Here is an 18310-nt window from a genome sequence, read left to right on the forward strand (position 1 = left end):
TCCTGCATCCGTCATTTGCACGGATTATGCTGTTTTCATTACTTCACGGAACCTACCATACCTGCAACAAAATGTTTCTGCATGATGAAGAAAACGATTGCTGTAGGCAGTGTTGCAATCACGATTGCTGTCATGATTACTCCGTAATCCGGAGAATAACCAGCACCCAGATTTGAGATCAACAGTGGAATCGTTTGTTGGTCAGGTGTTTGCAATACAATGAGTGGCCACAGATAGTTGTTCCAGCTACTCATGAATGTAATGATTGCTGCCGCTGCATATGTTGTTTTCATGGTTGGCATATAGATCTTCAAGAAGATGCCGAGTTCACTCAAACCATCAATACGTCCAGCTTCCAGCAAATCTTTCGGGAACATTTTGGTGTTCTGACGGAAGAAAAAGATCAGGAACGCTGTTGCGATGGTTGGCAGGATAACTGCTGCCATCGTGTTGATTCCGATAACCGGTGCAACTCCCGAGATTGTTGCAAACATACGATACAGTGGAACCATGATCGCTGCAAACGGGATCATCATGGATAACAACAGAATATTAAACACGATATCACGGGACTTCGTGCGATATACCTCGAAGCCATAACCTGCCATGGAACCAATAAACAGTGCCAAGACAGTGGAGATTACAGAGATAATCGCCGAGTTTCCGAGAGCCTGTACCAGATTTGTCGAATCAATCAGTTTGTTGAAGTTATCAATAAAAGCTGACCCGGGCAGCAGTCTACCCTTGGTTACATCAACTGATGCATTTGTTGAACTGACCAGCATCCAGAAGAAAGGGAAAATGGATACAAAGGCGACGATGGATAGGAACACATACGTGAAAATCCGTTTTGCTTTAGCTTTAGCCATTTTTATTATCACCTGCCACTTTAAACTGGATGATGGACAATACAATAATCAAGATTACGATGGAATATGACACTGTTGCTGCATAACCGAAGTCCGGTGAATATTTGAACGAAAGGTTGTAGATGTATTGTGAAATCGACATGGTCGCATTACCTGGACCACCTTTGGTAATATTCATGATCTCATCAAAGATTTGCAATGTACCAATCGTTGATGTGATGGACGTGAAGAGGATAATCGGTTTAAGCAAAGGTACAGTGATTTTGAAGAATTGTGTAAAAGCATTCGCTCCGTCAATTCTTGCAGCTTCATAGATCGATTGATCGATGTTTTGCAGGGATGACAGATAGAAAATCATGTTATATCCGGTCCAACGCCAAGTAACGGCGATTATGATCGTAATTTTAGCCCAGAACGGGTCTGTGATCCATTGAATTGGATCGCCAATAATGTGCAAGCCCATCAGGAATTGATTCACCATTCCATCTGGTGCGAACAAATATTTGAATACAACAGAGTACGCTACCAATGAAGTTACACAAGGCAAGAAAATCGCTGTACGGAAGAAGCTCCGGAAACGTAGTGTGCTGTCATTCAGCAACACGGAAATAAACAAACCAAGAATAATCATTACAGGCACTTGAATAATCAAGTAGATAAATGTATTCGATAATGCTGTACGGAATGTTGTATCAACTAACAATCTTTTGTAGTTAGAAAGGCCCGAAAATTCAAGATTGGCTCCTACACCAGACTTGAACGATAAGAGCAGCGCTTGAATCATCGGGTAGAAGTAAAATGCAACAATCCCGACAACAGCCAGCAAAACAAAAGCCCATCCAGTCAAATTATTTTTCTTTTGGAGACTGTCTCCTGTATTCATGGCTTTCACAGTATGGCTCCTCTCTCTCCATGGAACATGGGTAGAACCCACGGAGCCTCTCGCCATATCCGGTTCGACTTGCGCCGGACATGGGAGACGGCTCCGATGTTTCCTAGGGTTCTATAAGTTACCTTGGGTATCTTAGTTTAATTGTGCTTCAGCTTGTTTTTGTGCATCAGCCAGAACGTCATCGATTGATTTACCGTTCAGGAATGCTTGCATTTCTACAACCAGAATATCTTCAATGGCATATGTGTTGATACCATAGTTTACGCTTGGAATTTCTTTCGTCCAATTCGCAAAGTCTGTGAAGATTTTTTGTCCGCCGAAGTACTCGTCTGCTTTTGCATAAGCTTCGCCATCAACTGCTGGTTTGTACGTACCAATTGCGCCGATGTTGTTCAACAGATCTTGATACAATTGTTTGTCAGAACCAAATGTTTTTGCTACAAAATCAGCTGCTTGATCTGCACCAGGAACGTTGTTCATAACATACCAAGAGCTACCACCCAAGTTCGATGCGTGAACAGAGTTTGGTTGACCAGCCATTTTCGGTATTGGAGCTACAGCCCATTTACCGGATTGGGAAGCTTCTTGACGTACAGATGGTGAGAACCAGTTACCTGTAGGAATTGTTGCTACGCTACCGTTATTGGCGTTGGCAACGAATTGACTCCAGTCAGAGTGCAATTTAACAATGTTGGCATCCATCATTGCTTTGTAAGTAATAAACGCTTCTTTCAGAGCAGCATTATTAGCAATGTCAGGTGTTTTACCATCTTCTGCGGAATACCATTTACCTGCAGTTTGGATCATCATACGAATCAAACCAAGGTCATTCGGGTCAAGAGAAAGAAGCTCTTTACCTGTTTTAGCTTTTACGTCTTTACCAATTTGGATGTAGTCATCCCAAGTGATGTCTTGCAGGTCAGCTGCTTTGTAGCCAGCTTGCTCCAGCAGGTCTGTTCTGTAGTACAAACCAGCAACGCCGGAGTCAAATGGTACTCCGTATTGTTTGCCATCAAACGCTGTTGGTCCGAGTTTGTAATCAGCAAAATCGGAAGCCGTAATACTGGAAGACAGATCTTTGAACGCATCAGGATAAGCATTCAGAAAGCTTTGTGAACGATAGTCTTCAATCAGAACTACGTTTGGAAGACCGCTGGCAGTTCCGGAGTTAAGACCTGTGTTCAGTTTCTGAATGATATCAGCTTGAGCGTATTCAATGATGTTAATTTTCACATCAGGATTTGCTTTTTGATATGCTTCTTTTGCTGTTTCCATTGCAGCTACGTTAAAAGCTTTGTCCCAAGCCCAGACCGTAATTTCATTTGTTTTTTCGTCACCACCACTAGCGGAATTACCTCCGCCACCGGATGAACATGCGGACAACAGCAGTACTGTAACGAGCATCAATACCCACATTTTTTTCAAAACATTCAACTCCCCTTCAACCTCTTTGTGTGTAATTTGTTTGCGTTTTCTGAAAGCGGTTGCTTTCGATATATTCATCTTATCATTCCCATATCTCCATTCGTTAGTAATAATTTTGTACGGATTTGTCATCTTATTGCCACAATGAAAACCTTTACAGAAACCGCTTGCATTAAATTTGGTTTTTTGTAATTTCTTTTGATTTTGTAATTTCTTGATCTTGAAATAGTACAAAAATGATTTCACCCGATTTACCTCTGACACGTGAAAATCCCCCGCCTCTGTATAAAACAGAAGCGAGGGATCTCGATTTTAAGTGTATTCAATCGAATCGGGTTTCGATTCAACTCGTGATTAAAGGCAGTGTAACGGTCACTCTCGTTCCTTCCCCAACCGTACTCATAATGGTGACCCCATAAGGTGAACCATATAATAACTCAATACGGTCATGGACATTGCGAATCCCGATACCGCTGAATAGTTGACGATTGTTCTTTGGATTGGGCAACGTTTCTCCCATGACAAGCCCTTCAATTCCATCCCCATTGTCCATAATCTCACAGATGAGTGATTCTCCCGCTCTGGAAACCATGACATGAATCGTACCCGTTTCTTTCTTGATGAATCCATGGAAAAATGCATTCTCGATAAACGGCTGGATCACCAGTTTGGGTACATGATAGTGTGTACAATCCGGAGCAACGTAGAAAGCTGCTTTGATCCGACCACCATATCTGACGTGATTAATGAAGACATAATTTTTCAAATTCTCGACTTCTTGTTCCACGGTAACAGTCTGACTCACATCACTGATCGTATTTTGCAACAATCCAATTAATGCGTTAATGGTCTCCGCAGCCCTGTCTTTGTTGCCTTGTTGCACCAGAACTTTGACAGATGCAAGTGTATTATACAAGAAGTGAGGATTAATCTGACTCTGTAATGCCGCAAGCTCTGCGTTCCGTTGTTCATGCTGTGTCTGTACTAACTGATCCACATAATCATGCAGTTCATCAAGCATGTAATTGTAAGCATGACCAAGCTGCCTGCTCTCGTAGCTTCCGCTCACCGGAATATAGTTGTCCAGATCACTTTTTGTAATGTTGGACATCTGCTTCACAAGTCTGCGCAGTGACTTGGTAATCTGGCTGGTGATGAGAAACACAAGGATGAGTGCCCCCACAACGATAGCTGCACAGATCAGGGCAACCGTCTTCATGTCGATAAGTTGACCCATCGCCAGATCCTTATCCACTACATTGACAATATAAAACCGATAGAACGGTAAATACTCGGATAACACAACGCTATCCTGATCCATCACACGAGCATTAATACTTCTCGGAGAGTTGTTGTTCATTTCTCGGGCATAAGATAGCAAATCCAGCTGAGTTGTTCCGATCCAGTCTTCACGATTCGATGATACAATCTCACCTTTTTCATTCATAATGACCACATCATTGCCACGACTTGTAAAGCTGCTATAAAATTGCCGGAATATGTCTTCTCTCATCGTGACATAAAGCGTACCGTATATCCGGCTGCGTGTTCGGTCCGTCAACGCTTTCGTCGCAGAGATCATCTGCTGACTCCCGAGCGTTGCCTCGTTTTGGTAAACATCAAAGATAAGACGACTCGGCGTCTCAGCGGCTTCCATCGTAATTGGCTCCTGCTTCAATTCATCCACGGACAACTGAAGGTGAGCACGATTCGTGGAATAGCTCCGTCCATTAATCCCGATAATTGTTATCCCGACTTCGTAGGATTCTGTGATGGATTGAATTCGATCCATCGTTTCCCTCATACTATAGAAGGATTTGGCCATCGTGAGGGAATCGGCATCTCCTTCGGACAGGAATCCTCGGATCGATCCACTCTGCGTCACATTATTCGATACGGCAGCAATGGCCTCATTAAAGGATTCAAAATTTGTCTTGATCTGATTAAGCACCTTGGAGTTTGTGATACTGAACGTCTCAGTAAACAGATTGGTTGACATGTGAATGGTCGTCCATAAGATGAGTACAGAAACGAGGACAATACTGACTACCATAACCAGAAACAACTTGGGAAACAATCCGAGACGAGATAATTGGTTCATCCATTTCTTCATGATCTTATCCTTCTGACTTTATGCCCAGAATTTGCGCCGGTATCGGCTTGGTGATAATCCGGTGAATTTTTTGAACACTTTGCAAAAGTAACTATGATCGGAATAGCCTACCATACTGCTTATCTCAGAGATCGTTACATCATCGGATCGGAGCAGTTCCTCGGCTTTTTCAATCCTAATTTTATTTAAGTATTCATTAAATCCTTCTTTTTTGTGAGATGAGAAATAACTGGATAAATACGATGGATTAAAATGAAAATGCTTGGCTACTTCAGCAAGGCCGAGCGGCTGATCAAAGTGCTCATGCATGTAATCCAGCAGCATCTTCATGTTGGGATCACTTCGTTTTCCACCCGCACCAACGGTGCACTCCTGAACTTCCGTCATGAATTGATCAAGCACAGTCATGACTTCGTCCAGACTCGAAGCCCCATCCACATTTTTAAAATACGTATATTTGCTCTCTTCCAGCCCGGCAGACTGGACATCCATATCCGCGAGGGTAATGGTCACGTTGAAGATCAAGTTACCGAGAAATGATTTGATCTCAAACACATCGGCAATATAATCCCGCCCAAGTGTTTTTGCATGTTCCTGTAAATACTCCCTTGCCGCTTCGACCCGGTTACGCTTCACATGCTGCAAAAACATATTCACATTAAACTGGTAACCTGCGGGATGCATTGGAGGCAGTTCACCATACACCAGGATTGATCGATCCTTATAATAGAAACGATACTCAATCAGCTTAATCAGGCGTTCCCGGTAAACAACACCCATCTGTTCAAATGAAGTAAAGCTTTCACTAAGCACCCAACCAGGACTGCCTTCTCCTGCTGCATTTTCACTGGCCAACTGTCTGATCCGTTCAAGCATCCATTCATCTCTCGCAGGATCGACATTAAGAAGCATCACAGGTAATGTACCCTCTGCGGGAACCATTGCACATTCTACTTCCGGCAGATCACTGCGGAGCTTGGATTCAATCTGTTCCTGATCCATCTTCAGTGGATTCCCTCCAGCACCCACGGGTTTATACACAAGCAAGCGAAAGGATTCATACGGAAAGGTATCTCGAATGATCGGCATTTCGCTATCTTCATCCAGTGTAAATCCGGACAGCATCTTCTCCATCAGTTGTCCAAGTCTCCAGCCATCGTGCGACGGCTCGAACTGTAGCTCCGGAATTTTACCCGCTGTGCGTTGAAGGACTTGCAATAATTCATTTGTATCCAGCTTGGGTTTCAGTATATAATCGGCTGCCCCGTGCTGAAGCGTTGAACGTACATACTCGAATTCACTGAAGCTGCTAAGTACAATAACTTCAATCTGCGGATTACTGGCTTTTAGTGTACGGACAAACGTTTCGCCATCCATGACAGGCATGACAATGTCGGTGATCACAATATCCGGTTTTAACAGGTTCACCTGCTGTAATCCTTCTTCACCGTTGGAAGCTTCACCCACAATGATAAATCCTTCCGATTCCCAGTTCATATGGTGCTTTATGCCCTGTCTTACCAGAAACTCATCGTCAACAATCAGCACCTTGCACAACCGGTTCATGATCGCGACCCCCTTGTCTAATCTTTCCTCTATATCTGTACAGGCTATACCAACTATTATATATCGGTTATAAACACTTTCCAGTGTTAGCGGTTACATTAATTCTAAATTAATTGTACATCTTTTTATATCCTAAAACGATCCTTTACGCAATGGTAACTATCTATAGTTTACACTATATTTCGACAAAATAAGAAGCCCCGACTCGCCATTTGATCATCTGGCGAATCAGGAGCCCTATTTCAATCCTTTATTTCGTTAAATCACTCACTTATGGTTCAATTCCCCATTGGAGACTTCCCGCGATATAACCAGTGACTTTGGACCAGTCCGTATAGGAAGTCTGACTACCTGCAAAAGAATAATCATCCGTTTGCGTATAGTTGGTCCAGTTGTTCTTGGAGATGCGCGTATGGATTTCTGTGCTTTGTCCTGCATTTAGAGTTCCAGCGGAAGCTGTGAATCCAATCTCAAGCACGTGGTCAGCACCTGTCCGTACCGGATTGAGTGCACTGAACGTGCCTGTTACATTCGCACTGCCAGCAGTCGCCCAGTCAGCGAAAAAGTTCTGAGGCTGTTCACCGTTTATCGTGTAATAATATCTGATTTTCACATCAGACAGATTCAAGGCTGTAGTACCTGTGTTTGTCAGTTTGAATTTGGGACTAATCGAGCTGCCCGTCGCTGAAGTGTTGCTGTTAAACATCTCAATGCGTATGGTTCCAACAGGTGCAGCTGTCGTGTCTTTAATGAGCAGATTCAAGGTCGCAGGAGCGCCTGCGCTGAATTGAAAGGTTAGCGTCGCTGCGCCATTTGGCAGTGAAGCCAGGTAGTTTTTACTTAATACGACCTCATTGCCTGTCAACGTGTAATCTGTACCTGAAACCAGCGTTGCATTCCCGTTACGAATGGATGCAAGTGTATTGCCGTTAAGTGTTAACGTGACTGGAATATTAACCTGATTGCCTGCTTTGCGATCAAATTCGGCTATAACCGGTGTAATCGCAGAGTTGGTCACTGGAGTACCCCCGCCGCCTCCTCCGCCATTGTTACCTCCAACACGGTCAGCATACAAAATTCCGCGGCCATTTGTTCCGAGATATACTCTTCCATACAAACGCGGATCACCCGTAATTGTAGTTACACGAGCATACTGATGCTGATCATCATTGATACGAACCCAATTGGCACCACCGTCATCGGAGCGGAAGAATCCACGTGTTCCATCGATCTGTGCAACCGTGTATAACGCAACAACGCTCTGCCCAGGGGCCGCTTTACCAAATCCGATACTGTCTGCTTCCTCTACATTGGCAAGCTTTGTGAATGTCGCTCCTGAATCTGTGGAATGCCATAATCCATAAGGACCTTCTTCCTCACTACCACCTGCAAACCAGAGTTCGCCTTCAACACCTGGAACGGCATCTAGATCAGAATTCCCTTCCATCGGAAGTCCGGTCGTAGATGATGCCGTGAAAGTAGCACCACCGTTCACACTCACATAGATTTTACCCGCTGCAAATCCATAAAATTTGTTTGAATTGACACGATCCGAAATCACTTTTGCCTGTGCAGGTATGCCCGTACTTGCCGTCCAGGAATTGCCGCCAGTCGAATAATGTACGCCTTTATCTGATGTGCTCCATACGAGTCGGTTACCATTCGCAGAGATGGCTACGGTCCCCCCTCCAGTTGTGCCGGCAGGTTCTGCATTGGCCTTATACCACGTAGTGCCTCCGTCACTGGACAAACCCATGGATTTTGCATTTGGATCAGCAGCATAATCTGCTTTACCTACGCGAACCATCGTATTTGGACTTAACTCTGCAAAATCAAGACTTTCTGTGGAAGAATAGTTCGGGCTCGTAAATATAGTAGCTGGCGCCTGGTCCAGATTGTTATGACGGAATCCGGAGACATCCCCCACTCCGCTTATCAAATGTGCACCACTTGGCGGGCTGATCAGATCCAGTACGGCAATCTCCTCAACCCCCTTCGCCATCACTGAAATATTGATTTTTTCATCATCATCCCAGTCTGTCAGGTTCTTCGTTCCATAGATCGTAGCACCCGTTCCATACATCATGCGATCCGAATCAAACGGATCAATCTCCAGATCACCGATCATCCAGCCCAGTTTTGGGGTTGTTTCAGGTGGGGCAGGATTGGTGCCAAATGTGAGCCATGGCGCTGCCGAAATATCCTGTGTATAACGTAACTTCCGGTTCGGATATCCTTCAAATTCCCATATGCGTGTCCACGTCGCTCCGCCATCTGTACTGCGGAACAAGGTGGCATCCGGCCACCAGGAATTTAATGTCGCAACCATCAATGTACCGGGATTCTGTGCATCAACAGCCAATCCGCCATATCCAAAATAATTATCCGTGCTGCTGCTTGGAACAGGGCTGATGTTGGTCCAGACACCTGTCGATGTATTCAGTTTCCAAACGTCACCTTTTTCCCCATCATAGGGTCCAACACCATCGCTGTACGTAATATAGAGGCTTCCGTCTGAATCAAACACACCATGATGCGGAATATAACCTGTAGGTTGACCAGCAACAGCTGACCAGGTCAGGCCGCCATTTGTGCTGCGATACACGCTTTGAGCTTTATCCGCAACACCCACATAGATTGTCTGGGTTGCCTGCCCTGCCGAACCTGTTGTTTTGTCAAACGTAACCCATGCCAGACCTACGATATCACTGGTATATTCATTCGAAGGATCTTGCACATAATTTCCCGGATTCGTGAAGCTTGTGACTTCGTTCCAGGTCACACCGTAATCGGTACTTTTCCATAACCCATGACCACTTCGTGCACCGAAATACAGAATACTGTTATCATTCGGGTCCACGGTCAGGCGTTCTCCCATTGAACGTCCCGGCATGTTGCCGCCCACTTTGAACGGAAGTGTTGTGGTCTGCCATGTATCTCCCCGATCCGTAGAGCGCAAGATGGAGCCATTATTTTGGTCCCACGAATTCGTATACGTCCCAACTGCCATATACACCCGATCGGGATCAACCGGGTCCGTAGCCAGTGCGTCCACACCATTCTTGTTCCAGTCATCCCAGCCGACAAAATCCGTTAAGGGTATCCACCTCTCGTCAGCCGCATTCCAGCGATAGGCTCCCCCGATATCTGTACGGGCGTAGATCAGATCCTTTTCCGACTCGTTGAAAATAATACCCGGTACAAACCCGCCTCCTGCACCCGTCACCACATTTTTCCACTCATAGGCTTCACTTGGTGCCGCCGCTGTTGTTCCAGCAAGTCCTCCCAGCGAAGCGGTTACTACAGCAACCGTCAGGCTCATCATTCGTAATTTCCCCATAAACGTTCTCATATCAACTTATCCTCCTCTTCTACTTCGTTACTGCATTTCGGTCTATCCCCGCTGTCTCATCGTGCTGATGATGGCGTGCCAGACGAATCAATGCATCTCTTGATACAAGAAGCCTCACCCCCTTCCAGTCATAGTGTTAAGCGCTTACATAATTGTTCTTGATTCGTGGTTATCTGGATAATACTTTCAATAAATAACATTCGCTGGCAATCTCCAAACCCCTCTGTCGAAATTCCGATTTTTGTAAAATATTTTCAGTGTTTAAAATCGTTTATACATCAAAAAAGATGCTGTTAGAACAGCACCTTTCGACATTTTATATAAGAGTAAAAAATGGAATCGTTTCTTTCCTGGCAAACCAGGCGGAGGTTCACTAAGGTTCACAACATAATTGGCACCTGATTATTGCTGGCTACCATAAGCGTGAGTCTCCTGCCCTTTAACGCCCGGTCTGATGACAAAAAGTGAGCCCGCATCCGGTGTCTCTTTCAGACGTTCTTCCTTAATCCCTATACGTGCTGTTGTAATGTATAACTCTTCGAGATCCGGTCCACCAAAACAGCAGGATGTTACCTGATCTGCCGGCACCTCGATCTGTTGCAACAGTTCTGATGTATGCGGGTTCCAACGAGTGACTCTTCCTCCGCCCCAGTGCGCAACCCACAGCATGCCCTCACCATCAACCGTCATCCCATCCGGAAAACCGAATTCCTCCGGTATGTGAATGACACTTGTCCGATTTTGTATCGTACCTGCCGTCAAATCAAAATCAAACCGGTCAATAGAACGTGTCGGGGTATCAATGTAATACATGGTCTGCCGATCCGGACTCCAGCCTAGACCGTTGGATGTAGACACACCTTGTACCATTGTGCGAACGGGTTGCCCTTGCTCCAAACAATACAATGATCCGGCTTTGCTCTCATTATTCATGCTCATCGTGCCTGCCCAGAAGCGGCCCTTCGCATCACATTTTCCATCATTAAAACGATTGGTATCCTTATCTTGTTCAGGGTCCTCAATGGCTTGCAGCTCACCCGTAAGCAAGTGATACGTATGGAATCCACTGCGTAAAGCAACCACAACTTCGTCACCACGATAGGGAACAACAGCCCCGACATGTTCACCGACATCATAAGCCTGATCCTGCCCTGTAGCTGGATCATACACATGCACCTTGAAGCTTTCAATATCTACCCACAACAATCGATTGTTCTCCGCATCCCAGCTTGGACCTTCCCCCAGTAATGCCGGGGTTTGTACTGCTACAGTTACGTCGCTCATGCCCTCACGTCCTTATTCAGATTTGACGCCGCCTGACCATTCGAATCCGATGGCATCCAAGAATGCTTTGGACAGTACCATATGGCCCGTTGCATCCGGATGTACCCGGTCATAAGTCAGCACAGACGTATAGAAATGATCCCAAAATGGAGCAAATGTAGCCTGTGTATCCACATACACTGCATCATACTCATTCGCTACCCTGCGTACCGCTTCTCCGTAGATATCCATCGTTGCCCGCATCGGGTCTTCCGGATTAGCCTCAAGATAATAAGGTGTCATCAGTACCAGACCTTTCAGGTTGGGACGAACCGAAGCCACCAGTTCACGCAATGTGGATTCGTATTCTTCAAGAAACACATGTGAGTCTGTTGACAATGGGTTGTCGAACTGACGCCATACATCATTAATGCCGATCATGATCGTCAGCCAGTCCGGTTTAAGGTCAAGCACATCACGATCCCAGCGCTGTTTCAGATCACGAATCGTATTTCCACCATTACCCACATTCTGGACACGCAACATCAATTCCGGATAGATGGACCGCAAGAGGGCATAGACTTGCGCTACGTAACCATGGCCCAGACCTGAACTGCCTTCACCTACAGGATGTTCCCGACCACAATCTGTAATCGAATCCCCGATAAACAAAAGCTTGTCGTTTTTTTGCAATTTCATCGTTATTTTCTCCTTCGCTTCAAAGTGCTAATATACGGATCACTCGATTAGTCAGGACCGTTCACTTGATACCAGCCAGAAAAATTACCAGCCTTGATTCTTGAGCCAAGTGAGACACAGATCCGACCATACCCGAATCGCATGGTTGTCCTCAGCCAATCCAAGACCATGTGAACCTTTTTCAAAAACGTGCAAATCATAGGGAATGCCATGCGCACCCAATGCAAGTGCGTAACGCAAGCTATTCTCTACAGGCACTGCCTGGTCATCGCTGGTGTGCCAGATGAACGCTTCAGGAGCATCCGCTCTCACCTGCTGCTCCGCACTGAAAGCCTTGATCTGCTCGGCAGACGCATCAGACCCAAGCAAATTCTCACGGGAACCGGCATGTCCGTAGGACTCCATCGTAATGACCGGATAACAGAGAATAACTCGGTCCGGGCGTGAACTCTGGCGTTCAATGATGTCCTCATGATCCGGTTGTCCCTCGTCATACAGCGTTCCCAGTGTTGCTGTGAGATGTCCGCCTGCGGAGAAACCAAGTACTGCAATCTTGGCAGGGTTGATGCCGTACTGCTCAGCATGCGCACGAACATAACGTATGGCACGCTGACCATCTGTTATCGGTGCAGGATGCTGGTGAGGCGCCACCCGATATTTCAGGACAAATGCACTTATACCTGCACGGTTCAACAATTCGGCTATTGGAGCACCTTCATGATCAGCCAAAAATCCATAGCCGCCACCTGGACATACAATGACAGCGCTCTCGGAACCGGGCTGAATAAATGGAATCAAATGTGGCATCTCGTCTTCATGACCCTGGGCTGCATAAGGTGCAGCATGATCCCATAAGGGTATAGTTGTTGTCATCTTCAATCATCCTCTCCAAGTAGAACGGATACATGGGTCCGTTTAAACGTTTTCGAATCTCAGGAATCGATACAATCATAACGGTAATGACCCTAACGCATCAATACCTTCCTGGCATCACTTTTTGATCATTTGGGTACATGTTAGTACAAATTACGGAACTGTTCAGGAGTCACCCCCTCAATCCTGCGAAAAGTTGCTACAAAATGGCTTGCATCTCGAAACCCTACCCTAACTGCAGTCTCCCTAATCGTCAGGGCGGTATCCCCGGTCATGATTTCCTTGGCTTTGCGAATGCGCAGCAAAATGAAATAACTGTAGGCTGTCATGCCAAAGGACTGCTTGAACAAGGTGTTCAGATGTCTGGATGAGATCCCCGTGACGTCAGCCATATGTTCGAGACCAATCTCGGGATTCGCATAATGCTGTTCCATGAATGCAATGAGCGGAGCGAGTCTCTCCACGGCATGAGAGATCGAAGACCGATTGCCGGTCATGCCATGTTTTTTGAGCAAAATCAGAAATCGGTATATATCCGCTGACGCCTCGAGTCCCGACAAATCCTGATCACTTCTGATTGAATCCAGCACTTCCTGGCCGTAATCATTGAACGGACTGCTCTGTTCCCACTGATGCAACGCTGCTTCACCCAGACTAAGTGACTCCAAGATTGCCGGACACTGGGAACCACCAAATGTAATGTAAAATGTCTCCCACTCTCCTTGGGCGCGCACATATTCATGCGGTTCATTCGGCGGAAGCAAAATACCTGATGCTTCCCCCAGTACGACCGTGGACCCGGCAAACTTGAATTCACCGGCTCCCTTCACGGTCTGAAGCCAATGGTAACAGGGATACCCGACAGGTCTGGACACCTTCTCCTGATTGCCGTTATAACCTAGGCTCTCAATATAAAGGGGCAGCGGGTGATCACGTGATGTCATGAAATATCGTTGATGTCGGGGGGAGATAAACATGGGATGCCTCCTTGGGTATAAGCTGAAATACACTTCCGTATTCTTATATGAGTCATTACTTTTATTATATTTTAAAAGTCATATGTATCATATAGTATAGGATTATTCTTATACAAGAGGTGAACACATTGATTAGCAGCAAACTACCCAAAATGTTCTACGGGGGCGATTATAACCCGGAACAGTGGGATCACGAAACCCACCTTGAAGACTTGCGCATGTTCCAATTGGCAGGCATTGATATCGCCACAATCAACGTATTTTCATGGGCACTTATTCAGCCTGATGAAGTTACTTACCAATTTGCAGAACTCGACCAACTGATCAATCGTCTATATGAAAAGGGTGTCTATATATGCCTAGCAACGAGCACGGCTGCCCATCCGGCTTGGATGGCGAAGAAATATCCAGACGTACTTCGTGTAGATGCCGATGGACGCAAACGCAAATTCGGTGGGCGCCATAACTCCTGTCCAAACAGCCCCACCTATCGCAAATACTCCGAGAAGATTGCGGATAAACTGGCCGAACGATACAAGGATCACCCCGCAGTTCTCGTATGGCACATCTCCAATGAATATGGCGGTGACTGTTACTGTGACAACTGTGAGAAAGCATTCCGCGTATATCTGAAAGAACGCTATCAGACTCTGGAACAGGTCAACAAAGCATGGAACACGAATTTCTGGGGGCATACTTTCTACGATTGGGATGAGATTGTATTACCGAGCAACCTGAGCGAACACTGGGGTAACAACAATTCCACGTTCCAGGGAATCTCACTGGACTACTCCCGATTCAACTCCGACAGCATGCTGGATTGTTATCGGTTGGAATATGATGCGATTAAAAAACACATTCCCGATTCCGTCGTGACTACCAATCTGATGGGATTCTTCAAGCAATTGGACTATTTCAAATGGGCAAAATATTTGGATATCGTCTCCTGGGACAGTTATCCTGGTCTCGCCACTCCTATCAGCTTCACGGCAATGGCTCATGACCTTATGCGCGGTCTGAAGGATGGTCAACCGTTCATGCTGATGGAGCAAACACCAAGTCAGCAGAACTGGCAGCCATATAACTCACTGAAACGTCCAGGTGTCATGCGTCTTTGGAGTTATCAATCTGTTGCGCACGGGGCCGATACCATTATGTTCTTCCAGCTTCGCCGCTCCATCGGTGCCTGTGAGAAGTATCATGGTGCAGTTATTGAGCATGCTGGACACGAGAATACACGTGTATTCCGCGAAGTCGCTGAGCTGGGCAAGGAATTGCAGATCCTTGGAGATACCACGCTGGATGCATCTGTTGAATCCAAAGTAGCGATTGTGTTCGACTGGGATAACTGGTGGGCCATCGAAAAATCAAGCGGACCTACGGTTGCCCTGAACTATGTGGATCAGATCCATAAATACTACGCAGCCTTCTTCCGTCGCAACATACAGGTAGATATCGTCAGTGTGGATACGGATATGAGCAAATACGACATTGTCCTTGCCCCTGTTCTTTACATGGTTAAACCAGGGTTTGCCACCAAACTGGAGAAGTATGTTGAAGCAGGTGGAACATTCCTGACGACCTTCTTCAGCGGCATTGTCAACGAGAACGACCTCGTGACTACAGGTGGATATCCGGGAGAACTCCGTAAACTGCTCGGAATCTGGGTGGAAGAGATTGATGCCCTGCTGCCTGAGCAAAAGAACCGCATTGTCCTCAAAGAAACCTACGGTGATCTTCAAGGAGAGTATGGCTGCGGCATGCTGTGTGACCTGCTGCACAGTGAAGGAGCCGAAGTCATCGCGGAGTATGGAGACGACTTTTATAAAGGCATGCCTGTTGTGACACGTAATACCTTTGGTCAAGGTGAAGCCTGGTACGTTGCATCCGACCCGGATGAGCGCTTCCTGGATGGTTTGCTGGGACAGCTTGCAGCAGCCAAGAACGTAAAGTCCTTGCTTGAGACACCAGAAGGTGTTGAAGTAAGCGCACGAACCAAAGACGGTAAACCCTACCTGTTTGTCATGAACCATAACGCAACTACGCAATCCTATGATCTGGGAACAGCTAAAGCACATGATCTGCTCACCAATCGTGAGCTTTCGGGAAGTGTTGAGATTGAAGCCCGTGGGGTGCAATTGCTCGAAATGAAATAAGCGATTTCGCTTAATTGGAATCATTCGGAGTACTATAATGTGATAAAAATACCCGTGATACAAAGTGTCACATATTCATCCCTTTTATACTTGTTATTGTCTTCAGCGAGGATATTGGTATAGATTTCAGACCTTTATCGTCTTCTGTAAGCCAAAAGCTGCTACTTCCCGTATCCGTCTACACCGGATGCGGGTTTTTGGCATGATCTGTGGTCTTTTTGATAGAAGGAAATATCAGTATGCAAAGCGAATTGGACGAGAAACACATTTTAACCAAGCCTGCCGGAACATGCTTGTGAATCCTGATGCTGATCCATTATAAAATAATGAACAGTTGAAAAATTGGTGACACTCATGATGTCACTTATTCGTTGTTACAATAGAAATATAACTACGACATCACTTTCCGGCGGCGCAGATCGAAACGGAGTGGCTGACATGAACAGAACAAATCGGCTTGCTGCCATCGTAATGGCATTACAGCATGGTCACGAAACGGCACACTCATTAGGCGAGAAATTTGAGGTTTCCCGTCGCACCATTCTCCGGGATATTCAGTCCCTCTCCGAGATGAATGTGCCCATTATTGCCATTTCCGGTCCGGGAGGCGGTTTCAGTCTTATGGAGGGTTACGTATTACCCCCATTACAGCTGGACCCGGTAGAAGCAGCGACGCTCTTATTCGCTCTTGAAGGTCTAAGTCGCTACGCCGACACACCCTTTCATGAGAAACGCTGGACCCTGATGAACAAAGTTAAGGCTATCATTCCGGATGATATTATGTCGCGAATTGATCCCATGCTCAAACAACTGCATCATCATATTCCAGACCGCAATTACATTCTTCCTCATCTGGACGCACTGCTGGCATGTATACCCGAACACGGGTGGCTTAGTGTGCTGTATCGCTCCGCATCACGTCAGCGTTGGTTGCATATCTGTCCCACACGGGTATATGCTTCCTCTGGCTTCTGGTACTGTGAAGCATATTCCCTCGAACATGGTGAACAACGTCTGTTCCGGGTTGACCGAATTATCGAAGTCAAAGCGATCGAACCACAGGATGCACAGATGCTTAATGAACAGGCAGAGCAACAGCAGAGTAAGCCGATCCCTCCTGAACAGCCGCCAACCCTGGTTAAGGCACAACTGAGTTATCGGGGAATGATTGAAGCTGAACAGGACGAGCATATTGGTGAAAAGATGACTGAAATTGCCCCGGATCTCTGGGAATTATCATTCCTTTGTCCACCAGGGGAATGGGACTGGGCCGTACGATTCTTTTACCGATTAGGACGTGAAGCCGAAGTGATTGAACCTCTCCAACTTCGCAGTGAGATTCGTCAGCATGCCGAGGAAGTAAGCCGGAGATACCTTGCTTCAACCAAGTCTTAGCTTGACTACACACAAAAAGGAGCCTACTGATATCATGACATATGAAGCCGTTACAACGTACGAAGAAGCAGTACAGCGTATCCAGTCTATAGGGCTGCTGCCTCTGGCTCCCCTATTTACCGAATACCCTTCACTGTCATCGCTAACCCCCAAAGAACATTGGCACAAGGATGATGAACTTGACCCCTGGTTATGGCGTTCACGCCTGGCTGAAGAGGGCATTGCTGCATATGGAAAATTTGTCAAAAAGAAAGCGCTTCTTGTCTCATCTGAATACTTCCCTTGGGTACACCGACTGCTTGCCGACTCCAGAACCATCAAGGAACAGTATGAAGCGGGTCTGCTCTCCCGTGAAGCGTTCAAACTTCATGCGTTAGTTGCAGAACAAGAAGGCATAGATGGACGTGCCTTGCGATCACAAGCCGGTTTCGGGGCAAAAGAGGACAAAAAAACATTTGACCGTGGACTTCTGGACCTTCAGGGCTGTGCAGCCATTGTGATCAGTGGCACCAAAGAAAAAGAAGGGCTCGCAGAAGGCAAAGTCGCCTGGAACAGCTCCGCATACGAGACTGCTGGTCACTGGATGGAACGTCACGGCATTAAGCCGTTTGAAGGTAGCGTTGCAGAGGCGCGTGAACTGCTGGTTACTCAACTGCAACAACATGCTTCACCCGCCGCATTATCAAGCATCGCCAAAGCGCTTGGCATCCGTGGAATCTAAATAAAGCCA

The 18310-nt window shown here is 46.2% G+C and carries 13 protein-coding genes; 3 read left to right on the forward strand and 10 right to left on the reverse strand.

Going from position 1 to position 18310, the window contains the following annotated elements:
- Positions 1–38: 38 nt before the first annotated feature.
- From ACDJ59_RS15100 to ACDJ59_RS15145, 10 genes are all read right to left on the reverse strand, one after another.
- Complete coding sequence (locus ACDJ59_RS15100; RefSeq protein WP_076330551.1) at positions 39–869, reverse strand: carbohydrate ABC transporter permease; 831 nt, start codon at positions 867–869, stop codon at positions 39–41.
- The gene (locus ACDJ59_RS15105) at positions 862–1752 is read right to left on the reverse strand and encodes a carbohydrate ABC transporter permease (protein WP_036610887.1); all 891 of its coding nucleotides are present in this window, start codon (positions 1750–1752) and stop codon (positions 862–864) included. The genes ACDJ59_RS15100 and ACDJ59_RS15105 overlap by 8 nt, the downstream gene beginning before the upstream one ends.
- Positions 1753–1893: 141 nt before the next feature.
- Positions 1894–3177: an extracellular solute-binding protein gene (locus tag ACDJ59_RS15110; RefSeq protein WP_413409821.1), complete on the reverse strand. Its 1284-nt coding sequence runs from the start codon at positions 3175–3177 to the stop codon at positions 1894–1896.
- A 352-nt stretch (positions 3178–3529) separates the two neighbouring features.
- On the reverse strand, positions 3530–5299 hold the full coding sequence (locus tag ACDJ59_RS15115) for a cache domain-containing sensor histidine kinase (RefSeq protein WP_413403881.1): 1770 nt from the start codon (positions 5297–5299) through the stop codon (positions 3530–3532).
- A gap of 18 nt (positions 5300–5317) precedes the next feature.
- The gene (locus ACDJ59_RS15120) at positions 5318–6865 is read right to left on the reverse strand and encodes a response regulator transcription factor (RefSeq protein ID WP_413403883.1); all 1548 of its coding nucleotides are present in this window, start codon (positions 6863–6865) and stop codon (positions 5318–5320) included.
- A gap of 271 nt (positions 6866–7136) precedes the next feature.
- Entirely contained in the window at positions 7137–10217 is a 3081-nt protein-coding gene (locus ACDJ59_RS15125) for a X2-like carbohydrate binding domain-containing protein (protein ID WP_413403885.1), read from the reverse strand.
- 402 nt (positions 10218–10619) lie between these two features.
- Positions 10620–11501 (reverse strand): SMP-30/gluconolactonase/LRE family protein, encoded by an 882-nt coding sequence (locus ACDJ59_RS15130; protein WP_413403887.1) that lies wholly within the window; start codon positions 11499–11501, stop codon positions 10620–10622.
- Positions 11502–11513: 12 nt separating this feature from the next.
- A complete protein-coding gene (locus ACDJ59_RS15135) occupies positions 11514–12179 on the reverse strand; it encodes an SGNH/GDSL hydrolase family protein (protein WP_413403889.1) in 666 nt (221 codons plus the stop codon).
- Between the two features lie 84 nt (positions 12180–12263).
- Positions 12264–13052 (reverse strand): alpha/beta hydrolase, encoded by a 789-nt coding sequence (locus ACDJ59_RS15140; protein ID WP_413403891.1) that lies wholly within the window; start codon positions 13050–13052, stop codon positions 12264–12266.
- 143 nt (positions 13053–13195) lie between these two features.
- Positions 13196–14029, reverse strand: coding sequence for a helix-turn-helix domain-containing protein (locus ACDJ59_RS15145; protein ID WP_413403893.1), 834 nt, complete (start codon positions 14027–14029; stop codon positions 13196–13198).
- 128 nt (positions 14030–14157) lie between these two features.
- On the opposite strand from ACDJ59_RS15145, the gene ACDJ59_RS15150 reads away from it, so the two are divergent.
- From ACDJ59_RS15150 to ACDJ59_RS15160, 3 genes are all read left to right on the forward strand, one after another.
- On the forward strand, positions 14158–16185 hold the full coding sequence (locus ACDJ59_RS15150) for a beta-galactosidase (RefSeq protein ID WP_413409823.1): 2028 nt from the start codon (positions 14158–14160) through the stop codon (positions 16183–16185).
- Positions 16186–16623: 438 nt separating this feature from the next.
- Positions 16624–17580, forward strand: a complete 957-nt coding sequence (locus ACDJ59_RS15155; RefSeq protein ID WP_413403895.1) for a helix-turn-helix transcriptional regulator — start codon at positions 16624–16626, stop codon at positions 17578–17580.
- A 34-nt stretch (positions 17581–17614) separates the two neighbouring features.
- Positions 17615–18301 (forward strand): hypothetical protein, encoded by a 687-nt coding sequence (locus tag ACDJ59_RS15160; RefSeq protein ID WP_413403897.1) that lies wholly within the window; start codon positions 17615–17617, stop codon positions 18299–18301.
- Positions 18302–18310 lie beyond the last annotated feature (9 nt).

The sequence above is a fragment of the Paenibacillus amylolyticus genome (assembly GCF_047302515.1).
Lineage (GTDB): Bacteria > Bacillota > Bacilli > Paenibacillales > Paenibacillaceae > Paenibacillus > Paenibacillus amylolyticus_G.